Genomic DNA, 25,451 nt, shown 5'->3' on the forward strand with positions numbered 1-25,451 from the left:
CCGGCCGCAGGGGTCGTTCCGACGCCGTACAGCCTGAATTCCGACGGCCCGGGCAGTCAGACGGCCGCGATGCGCCAGGACGCCTCGGCCACGCCGCCCGGTTCGATCACGCGCAGTCCGGTGTCGAAGCCGTACCGGTCGGCGTTGAACGCGTCGGGAGCACAGGTCATGGGCTCCACCGCGAGGCCGGCGCGGTGACCGGCGCCGCGTCCCGGGAGGTCGGCGGTATGCACCTGCACCCAGCCGCATTCGAGGCCCCAGCTGAGCTCCACGCCGGTGCCGGCGGGGTCGGTCACCCGCACGGTCGCGCGACCCCCGTCGTCGCGGGCGAGGCCGGTGTACGCGTGGTCGATCTCGGCGGTGCCGATCTCACGCGCTGCCCGGTAGTCGAACCGCGCCGGGTCGTCCGCGTCCACGGCCGCGAGGCCGGTCGGGATGAGGCCATCCTCGGTGACGTGGAGCACCTGCGCCGCGGGCAGCTCGAACGACCAGCTGTCCAGCGGTCCGGAACCTGCAACGAGATACGGATGCGGTCCGGTGCCGAAGGGCGCGGGCGCCGCGCCGAGGTTCTCGGCCCGCACCGTCTGGGTGAGACCGTCTGGGCCGAGGAAGAACCGCGTGGCGACCCGGACCCGCCAGGGGTACCCGGTCTGCGCCTCGATCACGGCGGCGAGCTCGACGTGATCGGACCCCTTGTCGACGGTCTCGAAGTCGAGCCACGTAGCGAGCCCGTGCAGGGCGTGCCCCCGCGAGGGCTCGGTGAGCGGCAGCTGGTACTCCTCGCCGGCGAAGTCGTAGCGGCCGTCGACGACACGGTTCGGCCAGGGCGCGAGCGTGACGCCGCGGTAGGCGGGGCGCACCTCGTCGGCGTCGAAGCCGACCACGAGATGCCGCCCGTCGTGGCAGAGCGTCCGCAGGGTCGCCCCGACGCTCGCCACCGACGCCTCATAGGCGCCGGCGCGCAGCAGGTGCTGCGTGCCCGAGAGCGGCGTCCCCATCAGAGGCCCTGCGCCAACCGGTAGTAGGCCTGGTTCCAGCGCAGCTCCTGACGGAAACCGCGGACCGTGGTGTCCTCATCGATGACGGCGAGCTCGGTCTTCGCGATCTCGGCGAAGTCACGGAACACGTCGATGCCCACGGCGGTGGTCATCACGGTGTGGTGCGCAGCGCCCGCCTCGAGCCAGCACGCGGCCGAGGTCGCGAAGTCCGGCTGCGGCTTCCAGATGGCGCGTCCCACCGGCAGCTTCGGCAGGTCGGGGGCCTCGACGTTCTCCACCACATTGGCGACGAGACGGAATCGGTCGCGCATGTCGCTCATCGCGACGACGACGGCGGGGCCGGGGTCGGCGGTGAAGACCAGACGCACCGGGTCGTCCTTGCCACCGATGCCGAGCGGGTGGATCTCGAGCCGCGGCTTGGCCGTGGTGAGGCTCGGCGCGACCTCCAGCATGTGGGCACCGAGGATCTTCTCGTCGCCCGCCACGAGGTCGTAGGTGTAGTCCTCCATGAGGCTCGCACCGCCGGGGAGCCCCGAGCCCATGACGTTGGCGATGCGGACGAGAACGGCCGTCTTCCAGTCACCCTCGGCGCCGAAGCCGTAGCCCTCGGCCATGAGGCGCTGTACCGCGAGACCGGGCAGCTGGGTGAGGGAGCCCAGGTCCTCGAAGCTCGTGGTGAAGGCGCCGAAGCCACCCTCCTCGAGGAACGAGCGCAGGCCCAGCTCGATCGCGGCGCCGTCGCGCAGGGACTGGTGCCGCTCCCCACCCTTCCGGAGCTCCGAGACGACGTCGTACAGCTCCTCGTACTCGGCGACCAGCGCGTCGATGTCGGAGTCGGATGCGGCGGCCACCGCATCCGCGAGCTCGTTCACGCCCCACGTGTTGACCTGCACTCCGAAGCGGAGCTCGGCTTCGGTCTTGTCGCCCTCGGTGACGGCGACGTAGCGCATATTGTCGCCGAAGCGGGCGAGCTTGAGGCTCCGGACGGCGGCCCAGCCGGCGGCGGCGCGCTGCCAGTCCTCGATCTGGGTGCGAACGGCGGGGTTCGACACGTGACCGACGACGGTCTTGCGGGCGACCCCCAGGCGGGTCTGGATGTAGCCGAACTCGCGGTCGCCGTGAGCGGCCTGGTTGAGGTTCATGAAGTCGAAGTCGATCTCGCCCCACGGCAGCTCGACGTTTGCCTGCGTGTGCAGGTGCAGCAGCGGTTTCTGCAGCGCGTCGAGGCCGGAGATCCACATCTTCGCGGGGCTGAACGTGTGCATCCACGCGATGATTCCGATGACCTCGTCGCGCGCGTTCGCCTCGAGCGCCAGGCGACGGATGCTGTCGGAGTCCTTGAGGACCGGCTTCCAGACGACGGTGACGGGCAGACCGTCGAGGCCCGCGACGACCTGCTGCGATTGCTCGGCGACCTGACGCAGCGTCTCTTCGCCGTAGAGGTTCTGGCTGCCGGTGACGAACCAGATCTCGTACGCGTCCAGAGAGGTGGTCAGGGGGGTACGGCTCATCGACGGCTCCTTGTCTCGTGGCGCGACCGCGCGCCGACTCCAAATGTTACCGGTCACAACACGGGCGCGCCACTGGGACGCCGAGCGGCTTCACCCCGCCTCCCGCCACCCACCACGCTCCCCTGTCGCAAAGTGCGACGCGCGAGCGCAACACGCGCCAGGGGAACGCCGAGTCCGCTCCCCTGTCGCAAAGTGCGACGCGCCAGCGCAACACGCGCCAGGGGAACGCCGAATCCCCACGCTCCCCTGTCGCAAAGTGCGACGCGCCAGCGCAGCAAGCGACAGGGGAACGCCCGTGTCAGTGGCGCGATGGGGCGGCGGTCGACGCGCGCGGCACGAGGAGCGGAGGGCGATCCGCGGATGCGGTTCCCTCGACTGCGGCTCGATCGGATGAGGCATGGGCGGCGTGCTCGGCGAGCGCCGCGGCGACGCACCGGCGTGCCTGCCCGGCGAGATCCACGCGCACCGTGGTGAGCGCGGGGCGGTAGAACGCCGCATCCGGGTTGTCGTCGAAGCCGCTCACGCTGACCTGGCCCGGGACGCTGATCCCCGCCGCATCCAGCCCCGCCACAAGTCCGAGCGCCATCTGGTCGTTCGCGACGACGACCGCGGTGGGGCCTCCGTCGGCCCGCACGGCCGCCGCGACGCGCGGCGCGAGCGCGGCACCGGATGCGGCGGACCAGTCCCCCCGCCACTGCGCGGTCGCAGAGAGGCCCTGCGTCGCGACCGCCCGTGCGAAGCCCTCGGCGCGCGCCCGCTCTTCGTCCCATTCCGCCGGGCCGCCAACCCGGGCGATCCGGCGGTGCCCGAGCCGCGCGAGCTCCGCGACGGCGAGGGCCGCCCCTTCCCGCTGCGCATCCAGTCCGGTCGGGTCATGGAACGACAGCACCCGCACGTCGGGCGCGCGCCGGCGGACCTCCGCCAGCGCGCTCTCGTGCAGCGCGACGAGCACGATGCCGTCGACCCCTTGGCCGAGCAGATGGTCGACGGCTTGCTCCACGGAGGCACCGTCGCCGGCGTCCGCATAGGCCGCGACGACCCAGCGGCCGGCCTCACGCGCGGCGTTCTCGAGGGCGGTGATCGCCGCAGCCGGTCCGTACAGCGAGGCGTCAGAGGCGATGAGGCCGAGCGTGCGGGTGGAGCGTGTGCCGAGTGCTCGAGCGGCGTTGTTGACGCGGTAGTCGAGCGCGGTCATGGCCTCGACGACGCGCCGACGGGTCTCCTCCCGGATGTTCGGGTGCCCATTGAGCACCCGCGACACCGTCTGGGTCGAGACACCGGCGCGCTCGGCGACCTGCCGCACCCCGACCCGCGGCTGCGACTCCCCCGTCACGCTCATGCGCCCATCATCCCGCGTACCGACTCTGGTCCCGGGTCACAGCGCCGCGACCGCCGCGGCTTCGACAGCGAGTCCCGCCCGGTACCGCTCGAGGTAGGCGTCGAAGCCCGCGACGTCCGCCGCGCCAGCCTCGGCCACGGCGAAGTCCGCCGCGGCGAACACCACCTCGCGGAGGTAGGTGCCGAGGTCGCGCCCCTCGCCGTGCCGGAGGAACGCCGCGAGCGCCGCGATGCCCCACGCGCCGCCCTCGCCGGCCGTAGCAGCGACCGCCACCGGTGCATCGATCGCGGCCGCGAGGAAGCGCTGCGCCACTCCCGCGGTGCGGAACATGCCGCCGTGGGCATACATCGCGTCGATCGCGACTCCCTCCGCGGCGAGCACCCGCATCCCGAGGCTGAGCGTCGCGAAGACGCCGTAGATCTGCGCCCGCATGAAGTTCGGCAGCGTGAGCCGGCTGTCGGGCGTGCGTACCACCAGGGGCCGGCCCTCGCTGAGGCCCGCGATCGGCTCGCCCGCGAGGTGGTTGTAGGCGAGGACGCCCCCCGCATCCGGTTCGCCCTCCAGCGCCTGCCGGAAGAGCGTCTCGAAGACCGCGTCCCGGTCGAGCGGTGAGCCGGATGCGGCGGCGAACGCATCGAACAGTGCGACCCAGGCCGAGAGCTCGCTGGCGCCGTTGTTGCAGTGGACCATCGCGACCGGGTCACCGGCAGGGGTCGTGACGAGGTCGAGTTCGTCGTGCACGTGCGCGAGCGGGCGTTCGAGGACGACCATGGCGAAGATGCTCGTGCCCGCGCTGACGTTGCCGGTGCGCGGCGCGACGGCGTTCGTTGCGACCATCCCGGTGCCGGCGTCGCCCTCCGGCGGGCAGAACGGGATGCCGGCGGTGAGCGTACCGGAGGGGTCGAGGAGGGCAGCCCCTTCCGCGGTGAGGTCGCCCGCGTGCTCCCCCGCTCGCAGCACACGGGGGAGGATCTCGCTCAGGCTCGCGGCGCCGCCGTCGAGGGCGTCGAAGCGGGCGAGGAGGTCGGCGTCGTAGTCGGCGGTGCCGGCGGCGATGGGGAACATGCCCGACGCGTCACCGACGCCGAGGACGAGGCGGCCGGTCAACCGCCAGTGGACGTACCCGGCGAGGGTCGTGAGCGAACGCACCTCCGGCACGTGCGGCTCTGCGTCGAGCACCGCCTGACGGTAGTGCGCGATCGACCATCGCAGCGGGATGTTCGCACCGAACAGCTCGGTCAGCTCCGCCGCGGCCGCTCCGGTGGAGGTGTTCCGCCAGGTTCGGAAGGGCACGAGCAGCCGGTCGTCGGCGTCGAAGGCGAGGTACCCGTGCATCATGGCGGACACCCCGATGGCACCGATCGTGGCGAGATCCACGTCGTGCCGGTGCGCCACCTCGGCGCGCAGCTGCGCGTAGGCATCCTGCACACCGGCCCACACCGCATCCAGCGAGTACGTCCAGACCCGGTCGACGAAGGCGTTCTCCCACTCGTGGCTGCCGGTGGCCAGCACGATCGACGGGTCGTCGGCGCGCACCAGGCATGCCTTGATCCGGGTCGAGCCGAGCTCGATGCCGAGGGCGGTCTCGCCGTGGCGGATCGCTTCGGTGTGGATCGCGTGCTGGCTCATGAGGGCTCCGTTCCGCTGCGCTGCGTGCGTTTCGCTGCCGATGTTACCGGTCACAGCGACGCCACCGCGGCGAGGACATGATGGACTGGATGCGGAGGCAAGGAGGGGCTGTGAGCGAGGATCCGCGTATCGCCGCCGCCCGGTACCGGATGCATCAGGCGCTCGGTGCCGATGCGGAGACGGATGCCGCCGCCTCGCGTGCCGCGGAGAGCGACGCAGAACCGCGCGTGCCCACCGCGGCCGAGCGCGCCGCGTACGTGGAGACCGCGATCCAGCAGGCCATCCGTCGCGGCGACTTCGACGACCTCCCCGGCGCGGGCAAGCCGCTGGAGGGGCTGAGCGATCGCTACGACCCGGACTGGTGGATCCGGCGGAAGATCGAGCGGGAGCAGCTGCGCGGCCTCGGGCCGGCCGCTCTCACCCTGCGCGTCGAAGACCGCGAGCTCACCGAGCGGCTCGACGCGCTCAGCCGGGAGGCCGACGTCCGCGAGGTGCTGGAGGACTTCAACTCACGCGTCCGGGAGGCCCGGCGACAGCTGCTCGGCGGACCTCCGGTGGTGACGGCGCTGCGCGACGTGGAGGCCGAGGTCGCGGGCTGGCGCGAGCGGCGCGAGGCCCGCGCGATCGCCGGGCAGGCGCGGGACGCCGAGGCCGCTGCAGCACGCCGCCGGTGGTGGCGCCGACGACCACAGCCACGGTCGCAATAGGCTTCGGCCCATGACCTCCCTGACGCCCGCCACCGTCGTTCGCGCCGACGACCTCCACCTGGTGCACGAGATGCTCCCGGCCGACCAGGTCGTCACGGGCACCCCGACGACAGCGCTCGTCGAGCTCGGCAGGTTCTCCGGCGTCGACATCGGCGTCTGGGAGATGACGCCGGGAACCGCGACCGATGTCGAGGCCGACGAGGTGTTCATCGTCCTTTCCGGGCGGGCGCGGATCCGCTTCACCCACCCCACCCTCGCGCCCATCGATGTCGCGGCCGGCGACATCGTGCGCCTGGAAGCGGGTATGCACACCGAGTGGACCGTCACCGAGACCCTGCGGAAGGTCTACCTCGCCTGAGCGCTCCGCGCTCCCGGCTCCGCCGGACCGCCGGCATAGCTCCTGCGATCGCAGCCACGACCGCGTTCACAACTCAGGACATTCGGCGTCGGCAGGCCGCCGCAAGCGGTTGCACACGCCGTTCCGCGCATCCGGCCTGAATTGTGAACACGACGACGGTCGACCGCACGCGGGTCAGCGCCGGCGGGAGAGCACCGCGAGATGCAGCGCGGTCTGCGTCTCGCCGTCGTCGAGGTCGAGTCCCAGCACGTCTTCGATGACATCCAGGCGTTGGTAGAACACCGACCGGGAGAGGTGGGATGCGGCGGCAGCCGCGGTGCGGTTGCCGGGGTGGGCGAGCATGGCCTCCAGCACGTCCAGCAGGTCGCCGCCTCGCCGCAGGTCATGCGCGAGGAGGGGCGCCAGCATCCGCTCGCCGTGCGCGAGCAGCCGGTGATCGCCGGACAGTTCGCCGATGAGCCGGGCGAGCGGGCGTGCTTCGGCACGACGGACGCCGGTCCCGGCGCCCGCCGCAAGCGCCACCGCTTCGCGGACCGAGGCGAGCGCCGCGTCGACATCGTACGCATCGTGCCCGACCGCGACCGTGCCGTGGGAGCCGGCGACGGCGCCGAGCCGGCGGGCGGCGTCATCGTCCACCCGGGCGCCTTCGGGGAGCGAGGCGAGCACCGCCGCCACGTCGTCGCGGACGGAGGCGAGCACCCGCGCTCCCGGGGGCAGTGCCGCCGCGATCGCCGAGGTGTCCGCCCCGCCGCGGAGGGCCAGCCCCACGAGCACCCGGCCCCGCACCGGGAAGCCGGCGGCCTCCAGTCGCGCCGTCACGGCGGACGCGTGGGCGAACCGCCCCTCGAGGAGCGTGTCGAGGAGCCGTGCGGATCCCATCCGATCCCACTCGGCGGTGCCACCCTCGGCGAGCCGGCCGATGGCGAGCGCAATCGCCGCCTGCTCGAGCACGCTCCGCCGTCCGGCCGGGTGATCGGGGCCGGGAAGCGCCACCAGGCGTCCCCACCGCGACCCTCGCGCCTCGACCGGCACGATCAGCATCCCGTCGGCGCCGAGCCGCGAGCGTTCCATCCAGCCGGCGAGCGTCTCCTCCTCGGCGATGTCGGCGAAGGCGGCGACCACGACCTCGTGCGCGAGGTTCTCCAGTACGACACCGCATCCCAGCGTCTGCGACGCCTGCCGCACCACGTGGTCGGTCGGCGCGCCCCGGAGCGCCAGGGCGGTGAACCGCTCGCGCACCTCGTCGCGGGCCGCGAGCGCGCGGGTCTGTGCGGCGATGATCCGGGCGTGCACCGCCTCGGTCACGGCGACGAACCGCACCTCACGGTGCAGGGCGACGACCGGCACCCCGCGGGCATCGGCGACGCGGGCCACCGCATCCGGCACCCGCTCGAAGCGCGTACCGAGCTCGAGCACGATACCGGCGACCCCGACCGCCGCGAACCGTTCCGCGAGCAGGGTCAGCGCGTCGTCGGACTCCGGCCACGCCGAGCCCGTCGTGAGGACGAGCTCGCCGCCGGCGAGCAGGCGCGGCACGTCGGGGTTGTCGGAGGCGTGCACCCAGCGCACCGGCGCATCGAGGCCGTCGCGACCGGCGACCACCTCGGGAAGGCCCGCGCGAACAGCATCGAGGGCGAGCACCTCACGGACGCTCTGGGTGACGCCTGCGGCCCCCTCCGGACGAAGTGTCCGACGGGACGGGGAATCGGGACGATCGGACACTGTTCTCACCCTCCTTTCCCTGCAATGCTGGGCCTCATCGGCACATGTCTCGCCGATCAGTTTGTCCGATGACAGCATACGGAGCCCCCATGACCACCATCCGTCACCACATCGCCGGTCAGGAGTCGGGTTCCGCCGACCGCACGGCGCCGGTCTTCAACCCCGCCACGGGCGAGCGCGCCGCGGAGGTCGTCCTCGCCAGCACCGCCGAGGTGGATGCGGCCGTCGCGGCAGCGGCCGCGGCCCTCCCCACCTGGCGCGCGACCGGTCTCATCCGCCGCGCCGATGTGTTCTTCCGCCTGCGGCAGCTGCTCGTCGAGAATCAGGACGAGCTGGCCGCCATCATCACGCGCGAGCACGGCAAGGTGCTCTCGGACGCGAAGGGCGAGATCAGCCGCGGCATCGAGAACGTCGAGTTCGCCGCCGGCCTCGTGCATCTGCTCAAGGGCGAGTACTCGGAGCAGGTCTCGCGCGGCGTCGACGTGCACTCGGTCAAGCAGCCGGTGGGCGTCGTCGGGGCGATCACCCCGTTCAACTTCCCCGCGATGGTGCCGCTGTGGATGGCTGCCTCCGCGATCGCGTGCGGCAACACCGTGGTGCTCAAGCCCAGCGAGAAGGACCCCTCCGCCTCGCTGTTCCTCGCGAAGCTGTTCGAGCAGGCGGGGCTCCCCGCGGGCGTCCTCAATGTCGTGCACGGCGACAAGGTCGCGGTCGATGCGATCCTCGATCACCCGGACGTCAGAGCGGTCAGCTTCGTCGGGTCCACCCCGGTGGCGCGCTCCATCTACCAGCGCGCGAGCGCGAACGGTAAGCGGGTGCAGGCGCTCGGCGGGGCCAAGAATCACATGGTCGTCATGCCGGATGCCGACATCGACGGCGCGGCGGATGCGGCGATCTCCGCCGCCTACGGCTCCGCCGGCGAGCGCTGCATGGCGGTGTCCGTTCTGGTCGCGGTCGGTGACGCCACCGCGGACACCCTCGTCGCCAAGGTGGCCGAACGAATGGCGGCGCTCCGGATCGGTGACGGCACCGACCCCGCCAGCGAGATGGGCCCGCTCATCACCCGCGAGCACCGCGACAAGGTCGCCTCCTACGTCACGGGAGCAGCTGCGGAGGGTGCGACGGTCGTCGTCGACGGGACGCAGAAGTCCTTCGAGGGCGACGGATTCTTCATCGGCACGAGCCTGCTCGACCACGTCCGCCCAGGCATGAAGGCCTACGACGAGGAGATCTTCGGCCCGGTGCTCTCAGTCGTCCGCGTCGAGACGTACGACGAGGCCGTCGCCCTCATCAATGCCAACCCGTTCGCGAACGGAGTGGCGCTCTTCACCCGCGACGGCGGCACCGCCCGCCGCTTCGAAGTGGACATCGAGGTCGGCATGGTCGGCGTGAACGTGCCGATCCCGGTGCCGGTGGGCGCCTACTCCTTCGGCGGCTGGCGCAACTCGCTCTTCGGCGACGCGCACATCTACGGCCCCGAGTCGATCAACTTCTACACCCGCAGCAAGGTCATCACGTCGCGCTGGCCCGAGCCCAGCGAGTCCCAGATCGACCTCGGCTTCCCGAGCAACCACTGAATCCCCGGAGGCGTGACATGACCGTACAGATCGACACGGATGCCGAGGCCACCGTCCGCGCGAACGACCGCGGCCATGTGTTCCATTCGTGGAGCGCGCAGGGCGCCATCGATCCGCTCCCGGTCGCCGGCGGCGAGGGTTCGACGTTCTGGGACTACAACGGCAACCGCTACCTGGACTTCTCGTCGCAGCTGGTGAACCTGAACCTCGGGCACCAGCATCCGGACCTGGTGGCAGCGATCCAGGAGCAGGCCGGGCGGCTGGCGACCATCCAGCCCTCGATGGCGAACGACGTACGGGGCGAGCTCGCCCGCCGCATCGTCGAGGTGGCCGGCGACTCGTTCCAGAAGGTGTTCTTCACCAATGGCGGCGCGGATGCCAACGAGAACGCGGTCCGCATGGCTCGGGCATTCACCGGTCGCCGCAAGGTGCTGTCGATGTACCGCAGCTATCACGGCAACACCACGACGGCGATCTCGCTGACGGGCGACCCGCGGCGCTGGCAGAACGAGCCGGGCGACGGCTCCGTGGCGCACTTCTTCGGGCCGTACCTGTACCGCTCCGCCTTCCATGCCACGACGCCGGAGGAGGAGTCCGCACGGGCGCTCGCGCACCTGGAGCAGGTCATCGTGCTCGAGGGCGCCGGGACCATCGCCGCGATCGTCCTGGAGACCGTCGTCGGCACGAACGGCGTCCTCATCCCGCCGCCCGGCTACCTGCAGGGGGTGCGGGAGCTCTGCGACCGCTACGGCATCCTGCTCATCGCCGACGAGGTCATGGTCGGCTTCGGCCGGGTGGGCGAGTGGTTCGCCTTCCAGGCGCGCGACGTGGTCCCCGACCTCATCACCTTCGCGAAGGGTGTCAATTCAGGCTACGTGCCGCTCGGCGGCGTCGTGATCTCCCGCGAGGTGGGCCGATTCTTCGACGATCGCGCGTTCCAGGGCGGGCTGACCTATTCCGGGCACCCGCTGGCGTGCGCGGCGGGGGTGGCGACGTTCGACGTGTTCGAACGAGACGGCATCCTCGCCCGGGTGCGCGACCTCGGTGACCGCGTGATCGCGCCGACTGTCGCGGAGTGGACCGAGCGCCACCCCTCGGTCGGCGAGGTGCGGGGCGCGGGACTCTTCTGGGCGGTGGAGCTGGTCCGCGACCGCGAGACGCGCGAGCCGCTCGTGCCCTTCAACGCCGGGGGCGCGGATGCGGCACCCATGGGCGAATTCGCGGCTGCGTGCAAGAGATCGGGCCTGTGGCCGTTCATCCACTTCAACCGCACCCACATCGCCCCGCCGCTGGTAATCGGCGAGGACGAGCTCCGCCGGGGCCTGGCGATCATCGACCGCGCCCTGGACACCGTGGACGCATACGCCCGCTGACCCGGCACGATCCCGCGCGAGTGGGCGCTTGTGGCGGCTTCCGACCCACCGGAACCCACCACAAGCGCCCATTCGCGCGTCAGGCCGGGGCCTCGCCGGCGCGGGTGTCGCGGAACGGGACAGCCGCGGCGAGGACGACATCCGTGCCGCGCTGCGAGAGCCGGGCGGGGACGGCCAGCCGCGCGAGCCCGAGCCCCCCGCTCCGCGTGCTCCGCAGCCGTCCGGGTGCGGCGATGCGGGCCGCGAGGATGCCCGGCGCGGCCTGCTGGACGACCACGGTGGCCTCCCGCGCGGCGGAGTGCTTCACGGCGTTGACGAACGCTTCGCTCGTGACGTCTGCCACCCGGCGGGCCGTGTCCGGGTCGGTCAGTGCTCGCGCCGACTCCTCGTCGATGTCGCAGTGGATGTCGAGCACGGGCGACCACGCCGCGATCAGCGTCGCCAGCGCGTCCCCGTCCACGGGTGCGGGCGGGGCGATCACGTGATCCAACCGGACCCCAATGGCGGAGAGGAACTCCGCCGTCTGCTCCGGGGTAGCGGGCTCGTCGTCGAGCATCGCCGCGAACACGACGCAGCGGCTCTGGACCTCGCCGTGGAGGGTGTCGGCGGCGTGGCGCAGGAGGTCCGCCGCGGAGGCGGGAGTCCCCGCGTCTGCGGCGCGGAACGCCGAGAGCGCCTGTGTCAGGGAGAGCTGTTCGGACTCCGCACGCTCGACGGCGCCTTCGGCGACCGCGGCGAGGATGGTGATGCCTGGCACCATCACGATCGGAATGACCCACTCCACTCCCAGCGAACCGAACTCCGGCAGGAAGACGAGTGAGAGCAGCACGCCCTCCGCAACGGAGACGGCGAGCACGATGATTCCCTGCGCGGTCGGTGTGCGCCCGCGGGAGAGAACCCGTGACACCGCGTCGCCGAGCGTCGGGATGCCCAGGGCGACCACGGCCGCGAGCGCGACCAGCCACAGCGGCATGACCGAGAGAGCGAACGGGAGCGAGCCGAACGTGAAGACGGCGCCGATGAGTCCGACCGGCGGCGGCCGCAACCAGGCGAGAAACGACGGACGGGCGGCGGCCCCGGCCGCGACGGCGTCGGTGTCCGCTCGTTCGTCCAGGTCGTGGCTCGCGTCGCGCACCGCCTCGGAGAACTCCCGCACTCGATCGAAATCGACCACGCCGGTGCGGAGGGCTTCGGCGCGGCGTCGCAGCTCCTCCACCGTGAGGTGGATGCGGGCGCGGGCGCGCCGCGCGTCGCCCTCGTCGCGCTCACTCCCGCCCTCGAGGGCAGCGAGCGCGGCGCGGAGTCGCCGGTTCACCCCGGTGGCGGTGGCGGTGGCGTTTACCGCGACCGCCACCATCGACAGCAGGGCGAACCATGCGATGAGGTTGATGAGGATCCGCAGCCCCAGCGCGCCGCCCACATCGCGCGGGCTCCACCAGCTGACCAGCAGATCGTTCAGCAGCGGGCGCAGGACGCAGACGACCACGAGCGCACCGAGCACCACCGTCGCGCGACCCGCGGGGCTCGGGATCCGCCGCTCCGCCCAGGCGGCCGGCAGGATCAGCAGGCAGCACAGGAGCCACCCCAGCGTGGACAGCGCCACGGCGGCCACGGCCTGCCCTGGCCGGGTCACCCCGCCGAAAGAGCCCAGCACGGTCGCTGCGACCGGCAGCGCGACGATCGCCGACCACCAGGTGTAGAACCGTCCGCTGGACACGGCGGACCACCATCGGTCGACGATCGGCAGCCGCGCGAGATCGATGGGCGGCAGAGCGCGTCTGTCGCGCATTGCGGCAACTCCCCCAGGCCCCCGGGCAGGGCCCTGAGTGACCACTCTAACGATCAGAGGGCGGAAAGTGCGGCGTCCAGGTCGGTGATGAGGTCATCCACGGCTTCGATTCCCACGGAGAGCCGCACGAGCTCCACCGGAACCGCGAGCTCCGTGCCGCGCACCGAGGCGTGCGTCATCTCATCGGGATAGTTGAGCAGCGACTCGACACCGCCGAGTGACTCGGCGAGCGTGAACAGCCGCGTGGACTCCGAGAAGCGGCGCGCCGTCGGCCCGTCCGCAAGCTCGAGCGACACGATCCCGCCGAAGCCGCTCATCTGCCGGGCGGCGAGGTCGTGACCGGGATGCGTGGGTAGCCCCGGGTAGTAGACACGGGCGACACGATCGTGGGCGGCGAGGAAACGCGCCACGGCATCGGCGTTCTCGCTGTGCCGCTGCATCCGGACCGCGAGCGTCTTGATGCCGCGGGTGGTGAGCCAGGCGTCCATCGGCCCGGAGACCGCACCGGCGGCGAACTGCAGGAACTTCGCCTGCTCGGCGAGCGCGTCGTCGTTCATCACGAGCGCGCCGCCGACCACGTCGGAGTGACCGCCGAGGTACTTCGTGGTCGAGTGCACGACGACGTCGGCACCGAGCGCGAGCGGCTGCTGCAGCGCGGGCGAGGCGAACGTGTTGTCGACCACGACGAGCGCACCGGCCTCGTGCCCGAGGCGCGCGAGGCCGGCGATGTCGCTGATCAGCAGCTGCGGGTTCGAGGGCGTCTCGACCCAGAGGATGCGGGCGGGCCGCTCCTGCAGCGCCGCGGCGACCGCATCCAGGTCGCTCATGTCGACCACGCGCAGCCCCACACCCCAGGGACCGAGGATCCGGGCGATCAGCCGGTAGGTGCCGCCGTAGACGTCGCTGCCGAGCAGCACCTCGTCGCCGGGTTTGAGCACGGAGCGCAGCAGCGCGTCCTCCGCCGCGAGACCGGAAGCGAAGGAGAGCGCGTGCGCGCCACCTTCGATGGCGGCCAGCTGCTGTTCCAGCGCGGTGCGGGTCGGGTTGCCGCTGCGACCGTACTCGTAGCCGCCGCGGAGGCCGCCGATCCCGTCCTGGGCGTACGTGGTGGAGAAGTGCACCGGCGGGATGACGGCGCCGGTGGTCGGGTCGAACGCCTGACCGGCGTGGACCGCGAGACTGTCGAAACCGAGGGCGGGGCTGTCGGGTGTCGTCATCGTGCGGCTCCTGCCGGGTTCGGGGTGGGGAGGGATGCGGCGATCCGCGGGCCGGGATCGGGCACCTCGTAGCCGCGGGCTCGCAGCCATTCATCGTCGTACAGCTTGCTGAGGTAGCCGCGGCCGTGGTCGGGCAGGATGACCACGACGACCGCGTCGGCGGGCAGGTCGCGGGCGACGCGGAGCGCCGCCACCACGGCCATGCCGCTCGAGCCGCCCACCAGCAGCGCCTCTTCGCGGGCGAGGCGACGCGTCATCGCGAACGACTCCGCATCCGACACGCTCTCGTAACGGTCGACGACGCTCGCATCGAACGTGTCGGGCAGGAAGTCCTCCCCTACGCCTTCGACGTCGTAGCCGTGGATCGGCCCGCCGGCATAGATGGAGCCGACCGGATCGGCGCCGATCACGGTCACGGCACCCTCCGAGGCCTGCTTGAGGAAACGTCCGGTGCCGCTGATGGTGCCGCCCGTGCCGATCCCGGCGACGAAGTGGGTCACGCCGCCGTCGGTGTCGCGCCAGATCTCCGGACCGGTGGTCTCGAAGTGCCCGCGCGGACCGTTCTGGTTCGCGAACTGGTTCGGCTTGAAGGCGCCGGGGATCTCGCGGGCAAGACGGTCGGACACGCTGTAGTAGGAGCGGGGATCCTCCGGCGGCACGTTGGTCGGTGTCGTGACGACCTCGGCGCCGTACGCGCGGAGCACGGCGACCTTCTCGCCGGAGAATTTGTCCGGGACGACGAAGACCATCCGGTAGCCGCGCTGCTGCGCGACCAGCGCGAGCCCCACGCCGGTGTTCCCACTCGTCGGTTCGACGATGGTGCCGCCGGGTTGCAGCAGACCATCGCGCTCGGCTGCGTCGATGATGTTGCGGGCGATGCGGTCCTTCGCGGAGCCGCCGGGATTGAAGTACTCCACCTTGACGAGCACGGTCGCGGCGAGGCCGTCGGTGACGTGGTTCAGGCGGACGAGCGGGGTGTTGCCGACGAGTTCGGCGACGCTGTTGGCGTAACGCATGAGGGAGTCCTGTGGGTGCGGCGTTCGGCCGGAGCGGGGGAACGCGGGGTCGGTGTCGGTCGAAGGGAAGCGCGCGCGGCGGCGCGACGGATCACTCAGCGACAACAACGACAGGTCAGCACGCGTCCGACCCTACACAACGCCTGTCACACTCGCCACCCGCCCCATGACGCCGGATGACGTCACACGTCGGCGGGTGACGTCGGGCGACCGCGGATGACAGCCCCGGTTGGGAGGTGACGTCGGCCGTGGCGGAATGGGCGCACCGGATGCGGCAGGCCTCGCATCCCGCATCCGGTCGCACCCCGCACCCTTCGAGAGGAACGTTCATGTCCGAGCAGAATCCGGCGCCGCAGAGCGATCTGCGCGCCTCCGTCGAATCGGCCGGCAAGCGCCGGCGCAACATCTTCCTCGCCGTCGGCGCGGTCATCGTCGTCGCGATCGTCGTCGGCGTGGTCGCGATCGTCGCGAACCTGGGCGGCGGGTCCGCCGAAGCGGCCCCCGCCGACGGCGAGCGCCTCACGCTGAAGATCGCGGTGAGCGAGGACAGCGACTTCCAGTCCGCCGTGCAGGAGGTCGCCGCCGAGAAGGGGCTCGACGTGGAGTGGGTGAACGTCGACGACTGGGTACTGCCGAACACGGAGCTCGCCGCGGGGAACGTCGACGGCAATGCGTTCCAGCACATCCTGTATCTGTCGAACTTCAACGCGCAGAACGATGAGGACCTCACGCCGATCTTCTCCACCGTCATCACCCAGTGGGGCATCTTCTCCGCCACCCTCGGCGACACCGGCGAGATCCCCGATGGCGGTCGCATCGCCATCCCCGACGACCCCTCCAACGGCGGTCGTGCGCTCGGTATCCTCGCCGCCGCCGGTCTCATCGAGCTCGCCGAGGACGCGGGCGACTTCCCGACGGTCGACGACGTGACCTCCAACCCGAAGAACCTGGAGTTCGTGCCCATCGCGGCGACCACCATCCCGCAGCAGTTCGACGACCCCAGCCTGTCGGCTGTCGTCGTGGGCCTGTCCTACTTCGACCCGTCGCAGGGTCTCACCGCAGAGGACGCGCTGTATCTCGACGACTCCCTGGACGAGAAGAACCTCCCCTACGTCAACATCGTCGCGTCCCGCGCCGACAACGCCGACGACCCCGCCTGGGCCGTGCTGAAGGAGGCCTACGCCGACCCGCGCGTGGCCGAGGCGCTGGAGAAGGAGGACAAGGGTGCGACGGTCCTCGTCGACGTCCCGGTCAAGACCCTCCGGTCGAAGCTCGCCGACCTCGAGAAGGCCGCCGCCGACAACGACTGACGCCGGAGCCCGTTCCCCTCGTCCCCGTCGTGGGGCGAGGGGAACGGGCTGCGCCGACCAAGGAGCACACATGAGCACCGCTGTCCGCTTCGAGCAGGTCTCGAAGACCTTCACCACCGCACGAGGACGCCGGTTCGACGCGCTTACCGACGTCACCCTCGACGTGGATGCGGGCGACATCTACGGCATCGTCGGGTACTCCGGCGCCGGCAAATCCACCCTGCTGCGCACGGTGAACGCGCTGGAACGCCCCACGTCCGGCCGAGTGCTCGTGGGCGACCGGGTGGTGTCGGAACTCAGCGGCGCGGCCCTCGGGCGCGCCCGCCAGCGCATCGGCATGATCTTCCAGCAGTTCAATCTGCTGCGCTCCCGCACCGTCTACAAGAACATCGCGTATCCGCTGAAACTCGCCGGTGTCCCGGAGTCGCGGATCCTCGACCGGGTGGAGGAGCTCCTCGACTTCGTCGGTCTGACCGATAAGGCCCTGGCCTACCCGTCGCAGCTGTCCGGCGGGCAGAAGCAGCGGGTGGGGATCGCCCGCGCCCTCGCCAACCGGCCCGACGTGCTCATCAGCGACGAGGCGACCAGCGCGCTCGATCCGCAGACGACCGGGGAGGTGCTGGACCTTCTCCGCCGAGTGCACGACGAGTACGGCGTGACGGTGCTCGTCGTCACCCACGAGATGGATGTGGTCCGGGAGATCTGCAACAAGGTCGCGGTGATGCAGGACGGCCGGGTAGTCGAGCAGGGCACCGTGTATGACGTGTTCGCGCACCCGCAGCATCCGACCAGCCGCCGCTTCGTGTCCTCGGTCCTCCATCACCTGCCCTCGGCCGGCACGATCGCCCGCATCCGGTCCCTGCACACCGGGCGCCTCGTGCAGCTTCACGTGGAGAACCGGGAGTCGAACGATCCGTTCCTCACCCGCATCTCCCGACGACATGACGTGGACGTCAACGTCGTCTACGGCGGGGTGGACGAGCTGCAGTCACGCCTGTTCGGCAGCCTCACCGTGGAGTTCCTCGGGGCGGAGGCGAACGTGGACCGCGCGGTCGCGGAGCTGCGGCAGGTCGCCACGGTGGCAGAGCTGGCGGAGGCACGCTGATGGATGCGGACTACTTCAACGCGCTGCTCCCCCGGATCGGGCGGGCCCTGTCCGACACCCTCCTCATGGTCACGGTGTCGTTCGTGTTCGCGACCATCCTCGGTCTCGGTCTCGGCCTGCTGCTGTACGCCACCCGTCCCGGCAACCTGCTGCAGAACCGCGCCGTGTTCAGCGGACTGAACGTGGTCATCAACGTGGTGCGGCCCATCCCGTTCATCATCCTCGCGGTGTCGATCATCCCGTTCACGCGCCTGCTCATCGGCACGAGCATCGGCCCGCTGGCGGCGACCGTGCCGATCACGATCGTCGCGGCCATGGCGATCGCCCGCATCGTCGAATCGAACCTCGTCGCGGTCGATCCGGGCGCCATCGAGGCGGGGGTCGCCATGGGCGCGAGCCCCGCCCGGGTGCTGTTCACGATCGTGATCCCGGAATCCCTCGGGCCGTTGACGCTCGGGCTCACCTACATCGTCGTGGCGCTCGTGGACACGACCGCGGTGGCCGGCGCGATCGGTGGGGGCGGTCTGGGCGACCTGGCCATCAAGTACGGCTACCAGCGGTTCGACTGGTTCGTGGTGCTCGTCATCGTGGTGATCCTCATCGCCCTGGTGCAGCTCGCGCAATGGCTCGGCAACCTCGTCTCCCGGAAGGTGATGCACTGATGACGACCCCCGATGACCCTCGCTGGAACGCGCTGCTGGCCCGATGGGCCGAGGGTGCGGCCGAGCGTGAACGCGACCGGACGCTGCTGTTCGATGCCGTCGACGACCTTCGGGCCGTGCGGTTCGGCGCCACTCGGCTGCCCGCCTCCGCTGGCGGCGAGGGGCTCTCCCTCCCCGAGCTGTTCGGGCGGGTCATCCGGCTCGCCACGGCCGATGCGAACCTCGCCCACGTGTGGCGCGGCCATATCGCGTTCGTGGAGGGACTTCTGCTGGACGGCCTCGACACGGATGCGGCGGCACGCTGGGTCCCGCGGATCGCCACCGGCGCGATGGTGGGCAACGCGTTCTCCGAACGCCAGGAGACCGCCGAGCTGCAGACCCGGCTCCTCCGCCGGGGTGACCGCGTGCTGCTGGAGGGGACCAAGCACTATACGACCGGCTCGTTGTACGCCGACTGGATCCACGTCGCCGCACTCGATGACGACATACGGGTCTCGCTCGCGGTGCCCGCGCATGCCCCGGGCGTCCGACTCATCGACGACTGGGACGGTATCGGCCAGCCTCTCACCGGGTCCGGCACCACGGTCTTCGACGCGGTCGAGGTGGATCCGGCCGAGATCGACGGGCGCGACCGGGAGAGCATCGGGCGCTGGCGCTACCTCGGCGCGGTCTACCGGCTGACCCTCCTCGCCGTCATCGCGGGCATCGCACAACGCGCCGTCGACGACACTGTCGCGTTCGTCCGCCCGCGCCGGCGCACGTTCGGCTTCGCCGGCGAGACCCTCCCCCGCGAGGACCCGCTGGTGCAGCACGTGGTGGGCGAGGTGTCTGCCGCCGCATCCACGGCCCGGCGGGTGGTGCTGAGCCTGGCCGCGGACCTGGATGCGGCGAGGGATGCGGCGGCGGGCGGCGACCCGGAACCGCTCGCGGACGTGGAGCTCGAGGTGTATCGCGCGCAGCACACCGTCCCGGCACTCATCCTCGACGCCACCACCACGCTGTTCGAGGTGGGCGGGGCGAGCGCCGTCGCCCGTACGGCGGGCCTCGACCGCCACTGGCGGAACGTCCGCACGATCGCGTCCCACAACCCGGTCGCGCAGCGGATACGGGCGGTCGGCCGGTACGACCTGCTCGGCGAACGGCCCACCTGGCAGGCCCCGGCCGCCCCCACAGCGATCCCCGCGGAGGCCCGCGCATGACGGCATCGGCGACAGCCCGCCGCGACCTGGTCGCCCGGTACGCTCCGGTGTTCGACGAGGTGGGGCGCGACGCCGTGGCCCGGGAACGCGAACGCCGGCTCCCTTACGAGGAGGTGGCCGCGCTCCGTGACGCCGGGTTCACCCGGGTGACCCTGCCGCCGCGGTTCGGCGGCGACGGCGCGACCCCCTCGGAGCTGTTCGAACTGCTCGCCGAGCTCGCCCGCCGCGATCCCAATCTCACGCAGCTGCTGCGATCACACTTCTCATTCGCCGACCGGATCCTGCACTCCCCGCCGGGGTCGCGCCGCGACCGGCTCCTGGGGATGCTCGCCGATGGCAGCATCCACGGTAACGCCACCTTCGAACGAGGCCCCGCCACGGTCGGGTCGGTCACTACCGTGATCACCCGGGATGCCCACGGGCTCCGCCTCGACGGCCGCAAGTTCTACAGCACCGGCACCCTGTTCGCCGATCTCGTCTCGGTGCTCGCCGAGCGCGACGGGGAGCAGGTGAGCGTGCTGGTGCGGACGGACGCGGTCGGCCTCGAGCGGGTGGACGACTGGTCGGGGTTCGGGCAACGGATGACCGGCAGTGGGACGACCGTGTTCAGCGACGTCCGCATCGACGAGGACGACCTGCTTCCTCGTGATCCCGACCGTCTCAGTCACGGCGGATCCTTCGTGCAGCTCGTGCTGCTGGCCGCCGCCGCCGGGATCGGCCGGGCGGTGCGCGACGACGCGGTGGCGTACGTCGGTGCCCGCACCCGCGGGTTCAGCCACGCGTCCGGTGCGACCCCGCGGGAGGACCCGCTGGTGCAGGAGGTCGTCGGGGACCTCGCCGCGCTGGCCTTCGCCGCGGATGCGGCGCTGACTGCCGCATCCGCGACGCTCGATGCGTCGAGCACCGCGATCACGGCAGACGACGACGAACGCGCCCGCGCCGCGATCGGGGACGTCGGCCGGGCGGTCACCGCCGCCCAGCTGGTGATCCTCCCCGCCGTGCTGCAGGCGGCGACGAACCTGTTCGAGGTGGGCGGCGCGAGCGCTCTGGACCAGGACCGGGCGCTCGACCGCCACTGGCGCAATGCCCGCACCCTTGCCTCCCACAACCCCGCCCGGTACAAGGCCCGCGACCTCGGCGCGCATCTGCTCACCGGCGCCCCGGTGGCATCGTGGTGGAGTGTGGGCGAAGCATGACCCCGACGTTCGAGCGGAAGACGACATGACCGAACCGAAGAAGCTCATCCTCAACCTGTTCGAGATGAACACGGTGAGCCACATCACACACGGGCTGTGGCCGCTGCCGGGGAACAACCGGCACCGCTTCGGCGACCTCTCGTATTGGACGGAGCTTGCTCAGATCATCGAGGACGGCGGGTTCGACGGCGTCTTCCTCGCCGACGTGGTCGGCGCCTACGACACGTTCCGCGGCGGGCCTGCGACCGCGGTGCGAGAGGGGCTGCAGATCCCGTCGAACGATCCGCTGCTCGTCGTGCCCGCGATGGCGGCGGTGACCCGGCGGATCGGTTTCGGCGTCACCTTCTCCACCAGCTACGAGCCACCGTTCACCTTCGCCCGGCGGATGTCGACCCTCGATCACCTCACCGACGGCCGGATCGGCTGGAACATCGTCACCTCCTACCTCCCCAACGCCGCCCGCAACTTCGGCCTGGCGGACGAGATCCCGCACGACCGCCGCTACGAGATCGCGGACGAATTCCTCGACGTGACGTACAAGCTGTGGGAGGGCTCCTGGGACGACGATGCCGTCATCGTGGACCGGGAGGAGCGGGTCTACACCGACCCCGACAAGGTGCGCTACATCGATCACGTCGGGGAGCACTTCTCGGTCGCGGGTCCGCACCTGTGCGCTCCGTCCCCGCAGCGCACGCCCGTGCTGTTTCAGGCGACCGGATCGCCGGCGGGCATTGCCTTCGCCGGGCGGCACGCCGAGGTCGTCTTCACCGGCGGCCGCACGGCGGATGACTTCCGCCGGAATCCCACGATCATCCGCGAGGCGGCGCAGGTGAACGGCCGGGCAGCGGACGACGTGCGCTTCCTCGTGCAGGCGGGGATCGTCGTCGGCCGCACCGAGCAGGAGGCGGCCGAGAAGTGGGACCTGTACCGCCGCCACACCTCGCTCGACGGCATCCTCGCCCACGCGTCCGTGCCGCTGGATCTGACCGCATTCCCGGGCGACTGGACGGTGCGCCGGGCCGCGGTCGCCGCCGGCGCCGACCCGGAGCGCCTCGGACTCCCGCTCGATCGCACCGTGACCGAGACCCTCGAGGGGTTTCGCCGCGGCCGCGAGGACCGCTATTTCGTGGCGGGTACCCCCGAGGTCGTGGCGGACGAGATCGAGCGCTGGCTCGACGACGACGGCATCGACGGCATCAACCTGCGGCAGTACCACTCGTTCGACACCGCACGGGATGTCGCCGAGCTCGTCGTGCCGGAGCTGCGCCGGCGGGGCCGCATCCGTGACGAGGAGCCCGCCGCGGTCAGCGTACCGCGGTGACCTCGCCCCACGGGCTCGGGCCCACGGCCACCGGGCGGCCACGGGCGCGCGACCATTTGCTCCACGACCCTGGGAACACCCGTGCGTCGACGCCGGCGTGGGCGAGGGCGAGGGCGGTGTGGGCCGCGGCGAGCCCCGAGCCGCAGTAGACCACCACGCTGTCGGAGGCGCCGACTCCCGCCTGCGCGAGGGTGCGGCGGATGTGCTCGGGCTCGCGCAGCCGGCCGTCAGCGTCGATGTGCGAGAGGGTCGGGACGTTCACCGCACCGGGGATGTGGCCGGCGACGGGGTCCGCCGTGGGCGCGATCCCCCGGTAGTGCTGCGGCGATCGCGCGTCGATGAGGGATCCGCCGACCGCGGCGCGCGCGGCGTCGTCGATGCTCGACGCGCCCGGATCGGCGTCCGTCAGCACCACGTCGCCGAGCGGGGGCCGTACGTCTCCGCCATCGAGGAGGCCGCCCGTCGCGATCCAGCCGCGGAGACCGCCGTCGAGGACGCGCACATCGACGCCGCGGCGGTGAAGCAGCCACCAGAGACGCGCCGCGGCGACGCCGTCGTTGTCGTCGTAGCCGACGACGAGGTCTCCGGCGCGGACGCCCCAGCGCCGCGCGGCCGCCTGCAGCCGGTCGACGGCGGGGAGCGGATGGCGTCCCTCCTCGGGATGGCCGGGATCGGTGAGTTCCTGCTCGAGGTCGACGTAGACCGCGCCCGGGAGATGACCGGCGAGGTAGGCGGGGCGACCCTCGGGCAGATCCAGCCGCCAGCGCACGTCGAGCAGCCGCACCGGGCGTGGGCCGGCGAGCGCGTCGGCGAGCGCCGCGGGATCGATGACGGGGGTCACTCTGCGAGCCTGACGCGGCCGCCGCCAGGCCGCCAGGGCGCGGCGCAACACCGCGTCATGCCCCGGTGCAATGCTTTTCTCATGACCGCGCTCGACCACATGGTGTGCTTTTCGCTGTACTCGGCGAGCCGTGCCACGACCCAGGCGTACCGACGCCTGCTGGAGCCATGGGGGCTCACCTATCCGCAGTACCTCGTGCTGGTGGAGTTATGGGACCGCGGCCCCCGCTCGGTGCGCGACCTCGGCGATGACCTCGCGCTCGATTCCGGCACGCTCTCGCCTCTCTTGCGGCGGATGGAGCACGCCGGGCTCGTCACGCGCTCCCGCACCGAGGCGGACGGCCGCCTCGTGACCATCGCCCTCACCGACCGCGGCGAGGCCCTCCGCACCGAGACGGCCGCCGTCCCCGGCCAGGTGGCGGCCTGCCTCGGCCTGACGGTCGACACCGCCCCCGACGTCCTCGAGCTCCTGCACCGCCTCACCGGCAACGTGCGGGCCTCGAACGACACGGATCCGGCACTTGCCGCATCCGTCCCTCATGAAAGGTGACCCCATGACCGCGCTCTACACCGCCGAAGCCCTGTCCACCGGCGACGGCCGCAACGGCCACGTCGCCACCGGCGACGGGCTGCTCGACGTCGACGTGCGCACCCCCGTCGAGATGGGCGGCGCAGGCGGCGCCCTCAACCCGGAGCTCCTCTTCGCCGCCGGTTACGCCGCGTGCTTCCACAGTGCACTGCTGGCCGTCGCTCGCCGCGACAAGGTGCAGATCCACGACACCAGCGTCGGATCCCGCGTGAGCCTGGTACGCACCGAGACCGGGCTGACCCTGGCGGTCGAGCTCGAGGTCGTCATCCCCGACCTGCCGCGCGACCAGGCCCAGGCGCTCGCCGACGGCGCGTACCAGATGTGCCCCTACTCCAACGCGACCCGCGGCAACATCGAGACGACGGTGACGGTCGTCGAGGACTGACCCCCTCCCGCCGCCCGCCTCTGGGCCCCGAGACCCTGGGACAACCCACGGTCTCGGGGCCCTGTCGGGCGCGCACCGCCCGGGCTCCCGTCACGATCAGGACGCCGCGCCCGCGAGGCTGTGGCGGATGAGGCGCCCGAGCGCAACCCCCCGCGGCACATCGGGTGTCGCCCGGTACCGTCGCCGTCATGTTCATGCTGTCGGGAGGGCCGCGCGCGGGTCAGCTGGTCGACGACCTCCCCGCCGGATACCGCCTGCGGGGCGTCCGCACCGACGGCCCCTCGCAGCTCGTCATCGGCGACATGATCGCCGCGGTGGCGGAGTGGCCGGAGGACGGCGACTCCCGCTGACACGAGGTATCTGCACTAACGATCGTTTCGTGCAATACTGCACTCCATGAAGGAGAGTGCAGAAGGGCCTCGCGAGCGGCGACGCACCGAGACCGTGAACTCCCTCGTCCGGGCGGCGCGGATCGCCACGGCGGAGCACGGACTGCACGGCTTCACCATCGAGGAGCTGTGCGAACAGGCGGGAGTCTCCCGACGGACTTTCTTCAACTACTTCGCCTCGAAAGAGGATGCCATCCTCGGCATCCCGCTGCATCGGGACGACACGGCTCTCATCGAGGCATTCCTCGCCGGTGGCAGCGACGGCGGTGGCATCTCATCTCATCTCCTCGATGATCTGGCGGCACTCACGGTCGCGCGCTGGCGCAGCATGGACATCGCCCCCGACACCGCAAGCGAGCTCGTCGCCGCGGTGGACCGGGAGCCTCGCCTCCTGGCGCGCATCCTCACGCTCACGAACGACGGCGAACGGGAGGATGCAGACCTCGTCGCACGCCGGGAACATCTCGCACCGGGCGATGTGCGTGCCGAGGTCGCCGCGATCACGATCGGCGCGCTGTGCCGCGCCGCGACCTCCGAATACCTCGCCACCGAACGCGCCGTGGCGTTCGAAGAGATCTTCACGCGCCGCCTCGATGCCGCGCGTTCCCTGTTCGCCACCCAAATCGCCCGGCCTGTGGAAGGACCACTGTGAACACCTCCGCCACGCGCGCATCCGACGCGCCACTCCTGCTGACGAAACGGCGGATCTGGTTGATCTTCTCGGCACTCATCGCCGGGATGCTGCTGGCCAGCCTCGACCAGACCATCGTGTCGACCGCGATGCCGACGATCGTCGGTCAGCTCGGGGGTGTCGAGCACCAGGTGTGGATCACGACCGCGTACATCCTCGCGACGACCATCGTGATGCCGATCTACGGCAAGTTCGGCGATGTGCTCGGCCGCCGCCGGCTGTTCCTGCTCGCCATCGCGATCTTCACGATCGCGTCGCTGGCGTGCGCGTTCGCGACCGATTTCTGGATGTTCGTCGTGTTCCGCGCCATCCAGGGTCTCGGTGGCGGCGGGCTCATGATCCTCTCGCAGGCGATCATCGCCGACATCGTGCCCGCCAACGAGCGCGGCAAGTACCTCGGCCCGCTCGGCGGAATCTTCGGCCTGTCTGCCGTCGCGGGCCCGCTGCTGGGCGGCCTGTTCGTCGACCACCTGACGTGGCAGTGGGCGTTCTACATCAACATCCCGGTCGGTATCGCGGCGTTCATCA

Annotated in this window: 24 protein-coding genes; 15 read left to right on the forward strand and 9 right to left on the reverse strand. The window is 71.4% G+C overall.

Translation table 11 applies throughout. The features are described 5' to 3' along the window. Positions 1-56 precede the first annotated feature (56 nt). The 4 genes from NT132_RS13025 to NT132_RS13040 form a co-directional block, all read right to left on the reverse strand. Positions 57-998: an aldose 1-epimerase family protein gene (locus NT132_RS13025; RefSeq protein ID WP_297789731.1), complete on the reverse strand. Its 942-nt coding sequence runs from the start codon at positions 996-998 to the stop codon at positions 57-59. Then, positions 998-2,509: an L-arabinose isomerase gene (gene araA, locus NT132_RS13030; protein WP_297789734.1), complete on the reverse strand. Its 1,512-nt coding sequence runs from the start codon at positions 2,507-2,509 to the stop codon at positions 998-1,000. Before araA ends, NT132_RS13025 begins: the two co-directional genes overlap by 1 nt. A 298-nt stretch (positions 2,510-2,807) precedes the next feature. Further along, positions 2,808-3,848: a substrate-binding domain-containing protein gene (locus tag NT132_RS13035; RefSeq protein ID WP_297789738.1), complete on the reverse strand. Its 1,041-nt coding sequence runs from the start codon at positions 3,846-3,848 to the stop codon at positions 2,808-2,810. A 36-nt stretch (positions 3,849-3,884) separates the two neighbouring features. Next, positions 3,885-5,477, reverse strand: a complete 1,593-nt coding sequence (locus tag NT132_RS13040; RefSeq protein ID WP_297789741.1) for an FGGY-family carbohydrate kinase — start codon at positions 5,475-5,477, stop codon at positions 3,885-3,887. Between the two features lie 110 nt (positions 5,478-5,587). On the opposite strand from NT132_RS13040, the gene NT132_RS13045 reads away from it, so the two are divergent. Together NT132_RS13045 and NT132_RS13050 are read left to right on the forward strand one after the other, a co-directional pair. After that, positions 5,588-6,184 (forward strand): DUF1992 domain-containing protein, encoded by a 597-nt coding sequence (locus NT132_RS13045; RefSeq protein ID WP_297789744.1) that lies wholly within the window; start codon positions 5,588-5,590, stop codon positions 6,182-6,184. A 10-nt stretch (positions 6,185-6,194) separates the two neighbouring features. Continuing rightward, positions 6,195-6,542, forward strand: a complete 348-nt coding sequence (locus tag NT132_RS13050) for a cupin domain-containing protein (protein ID WP_297789747.1) — start codon at positions 6,195-6,197, stop codon at positions 6,540-6,542. 174 nt (positions 6,543-6,716) lie between these two features. Here NT132_RS13050 and NT132_RS13055 read toward each other — a convergent pair whose 3' ends face one another. Continuing rightward, positions 6,717-8,264: a PucR family transcriptional regulator gene (locus NT132_RS13055; protein WP_297789750.1), complete on the reverse strand. Its 1,548-nt coding sequence runs from the start codon at positions 8,262-8,264 to the stop codon at positions 6,717-6,719. A gap of 89 nt (positions 8,265-8,353) precedes the next feature. Between NT132_RS13055 and NT132_RS13060 the strand changes: the two genes are divergently transcribed. Together NT132_RS13060 and NT132_RS13065 are read left to right on the forward strand one after the other, a co-directional pair. Further along, the gene (locus tag NT132_RS13060) at positions 8,354-9,841 is read left to right on the forward strand and encodes a CoA-acylating methylmalonate-semialdehyde dehydrogenase (protein WP_297789753.1); all 1,488 of its coding nucleotides are present in this window, start codon (positions 8,354-8,356) and stop codon (positions 9,839-9,841) included. 17 nt (positions 9,842-9,858) lie between these two features. Next, entirely contained in the window at positions 9,859-11,214 is a 1,356-nt protein-coding gene (locus NT132_RS13065) for an aspartate aminotransferase family protein (RefSeq protein WP_297789756.1), read from the forward strand. 79 nt (positions 11,215-11,293) lie between these two features. Here the strand turns inward: NT132_RS13065 and NT132_RS13070 are convergent, their stop codons facing one another. Genes NT132_RS13070 through NT132_RS13080 form a run of 3 tightly spaced genes read right to left on the reverse strand, consistent with a single transcriptional unit; the run spans position 11,294 to position 15,236 of the window. After that, positions 11,294-13,003, reverse strand: a complete 1,710-nt coding sequence (locus NT132_RS13070) for a hypothetical protein (protein ID WP_297789759.1) — start codon at positions 13,001-13,003, stop codon at positions 11,294-11,296. A gap of 53 nt (positions 13,004-13,056) precedes the next feature. Next, positions 13,057-14,220 carry a cystathionine gamma-synthase gene (locus tag NT132_RS13075; protein ID WP_297789762.1) on the reverse strand — a complete coding sequence of 388 codons (1,164 nt, stop codon included), beginning with the start codon at positions 14,218-14,220 and terminating at the stop codon, positions 13,057-13,059. Further along, positions 14,217-15,236 carry a PLP-dependent cysteine synthase family protein gene (locus NT132_RS13080; RefSeq protein ID WP_297789765.1) on the reverse strand — a complete coding sequence of 340 codons (1,020 nt, stop codon included), beginning with the start codon at positions 15,234-15,236 and terminating at the stop codon, positions 14,217-14,219. The genes NT132_RS13075 and NT132_RS13080 overlap by 4 nt, the downstream gene beginning before the upstream one ends. Before the next feature lie 329 nt (positions 15,237-15,565). Between NT132_RS13080 and NT132_RS13085 the strand changes: the two genes are divergently transcribed. The 6 genes from NT132_RS13085 to NT132_RS13110 all read left to right on the forward strand — a co-directional run bounded on the left by NT132_RS13085 (position 15,566) and on the right by NT132_RS13110 (position 22,029). Next, positions 15,566-16,546, forward strand: coding sequence for a MetQ/NlpA family ABC transporter substrate-binding protein (locus NT132_RS13085; protein ID WP_297789768.1), 981 nt, complete (start codon positions 15,566-15,568; stop codon positions 16,544-16,546). A gap of 70 nt (positions 16,547-16,616) precedes the next feature. Then, entirely contained in the window at positions 16,617-17,651 is a 1,035-nt protein-coding gene (locus NT132_RS13090) for a methionine ABC transporter ATP-binding protein (RefSeq protein WP_297789771.1), read from the forward strand. Beyond that, a complete protein-coding gene (locus NT132_RS13095) occupies positions 17,651-18,313 on the forward strand; it encodes a methionine ABC transporter permease (protein ID WP_297789774.1) in 663 nt (220 codons plus the stop codon). Before NT132_RS13090 ends, NT132_RS13095 begins: the two co-directional genes overlap by 1 nt. Next, entirely contained in the window at positions 18,313-19,512 is a 1,200-nt protein-coding gene (locus tag NT132_RS13100; protein ID WP_297789778.1) for an acyl-CoA dehydrogenase family protein, read from the forward strand. The genes NT132_RS13095 and NT132_RS13100 overlap by 1 nt, the downstream gene beginning before the upstream one ends. Next, the gene (locus NT132_RS13105; protein WP_297789781.1) at positions 19,509-20,708 is read left to right on the forward strand and encodes an acyl-CoA dehydrogenase family protein; all 1,200 of its coding nucleotides are present in this window, start codon (positions 19,509-19,511) and stop codon (positions 20,706-20,708) included. Before NT132_RS13100 ends, NT132_RS13105 begins: the two co-directional genes overlap by 4 nt. A 25-nt stretch (positions 20,709-20,733) precedes the next feature. Then, on the forward strand, positions 20,734-22,029 hold the full coding sequence (locus NT132_RS13110) for an NtaA/DmoA family FMN-dependent monooxygenase (RefSeq protein WP_297789784.1): 1,296 nt from the start codon (positions 20,734-20,736) through the stop codon (positions 22,027-22,029). Here NT132_RS13110 and NT132_RS13115 read toward each other — a convergent pair. Further along, complete coding sequence (locus NT132_RS13115; protein ID WP_297789787.1) at positions 22,013-22,870, reverse strand: sulfurtransferase; 858 nt, start codon at positions 22,868-22,870, stop codon at positions 22,013-22,015. The genes NT132_RS13110 and NT132_RS13115 overlap by 17 nt on opposite strands. Positions 22,871-22,951: 81 nt before the next feature. On the opposite strand from NT132_RS13115, the gene NT132_RS13120 reads away from it, so the two are divergent. The 5 genes from NT132_RS13120 to NT132_RS13140 form a co-directional block, all read left to right on the forward strand. Then, the gene (locus NT132_RS13120; RefSeq protein WP_297789790.1) at positions 22,952-23,419 is read left to right on the forward strand and encodes a MarR family winged helix-turn-helix transcriptional regulator; all 468 of its coding nucleotides are present in this window, start codon (positions 22,952-22,954) and stop codon (positions 23,417-23,419) included. Between the two features lie 4 nt (positions 23,420-23,423). After that, complete coding sequence (locus NT132_RS13125; protein WP_297789793.1) at positions 23,424-23,843, forward strand: organic hydroperoxide resistance protein; 420 nt, start codon at positions 23,424-23,426, stop codon at positions 23,841-23,843. A gap of 188 nt (positions 23,844-24,031) precedes the next feature. Further along, positions 24,032-24,193, forward strand: a complete 162-nt coding sequence (locus NT132_RS13130) for a hypothetical protein (protein ID WP_297789795.1) — start codon at positions 24,032-24,034, stop codon at positions 24,191-24,193. A 46-nt stretch (positions 24,194-24,239) separates the two neighbouring features. Beyond that, positions 24,240-24,884, forward strand: a complete 645-nt coding sequence (locus NT132_RS13135) for a TetR/AcrR family transcriptional regulator (RefSeq protein WP_297789798.1) — start codon at positions 24,240-24,242, stop codon at positions 24,882-24,884. Next, the coding region (locus NT132_RS13140) for an MFS transporter (RefSeq protein ID WP_297789801.1) at positions 24,881-25,451 on the forward strand (571 nt) is incomplete at its 3' end. The genes NT132_RS13135 and NT132_RS13140, both read left to right, overlap by 4 nt.

The sequence above is a fragment of the Microbacterium sp. genome, assembly GCF_026393345.1.
Taxonomy (GTDB): Bacteria; Actinomycetota; Actinomycetes; order Actinomycetales; family Microbacteriaceae; genus Microbacterium.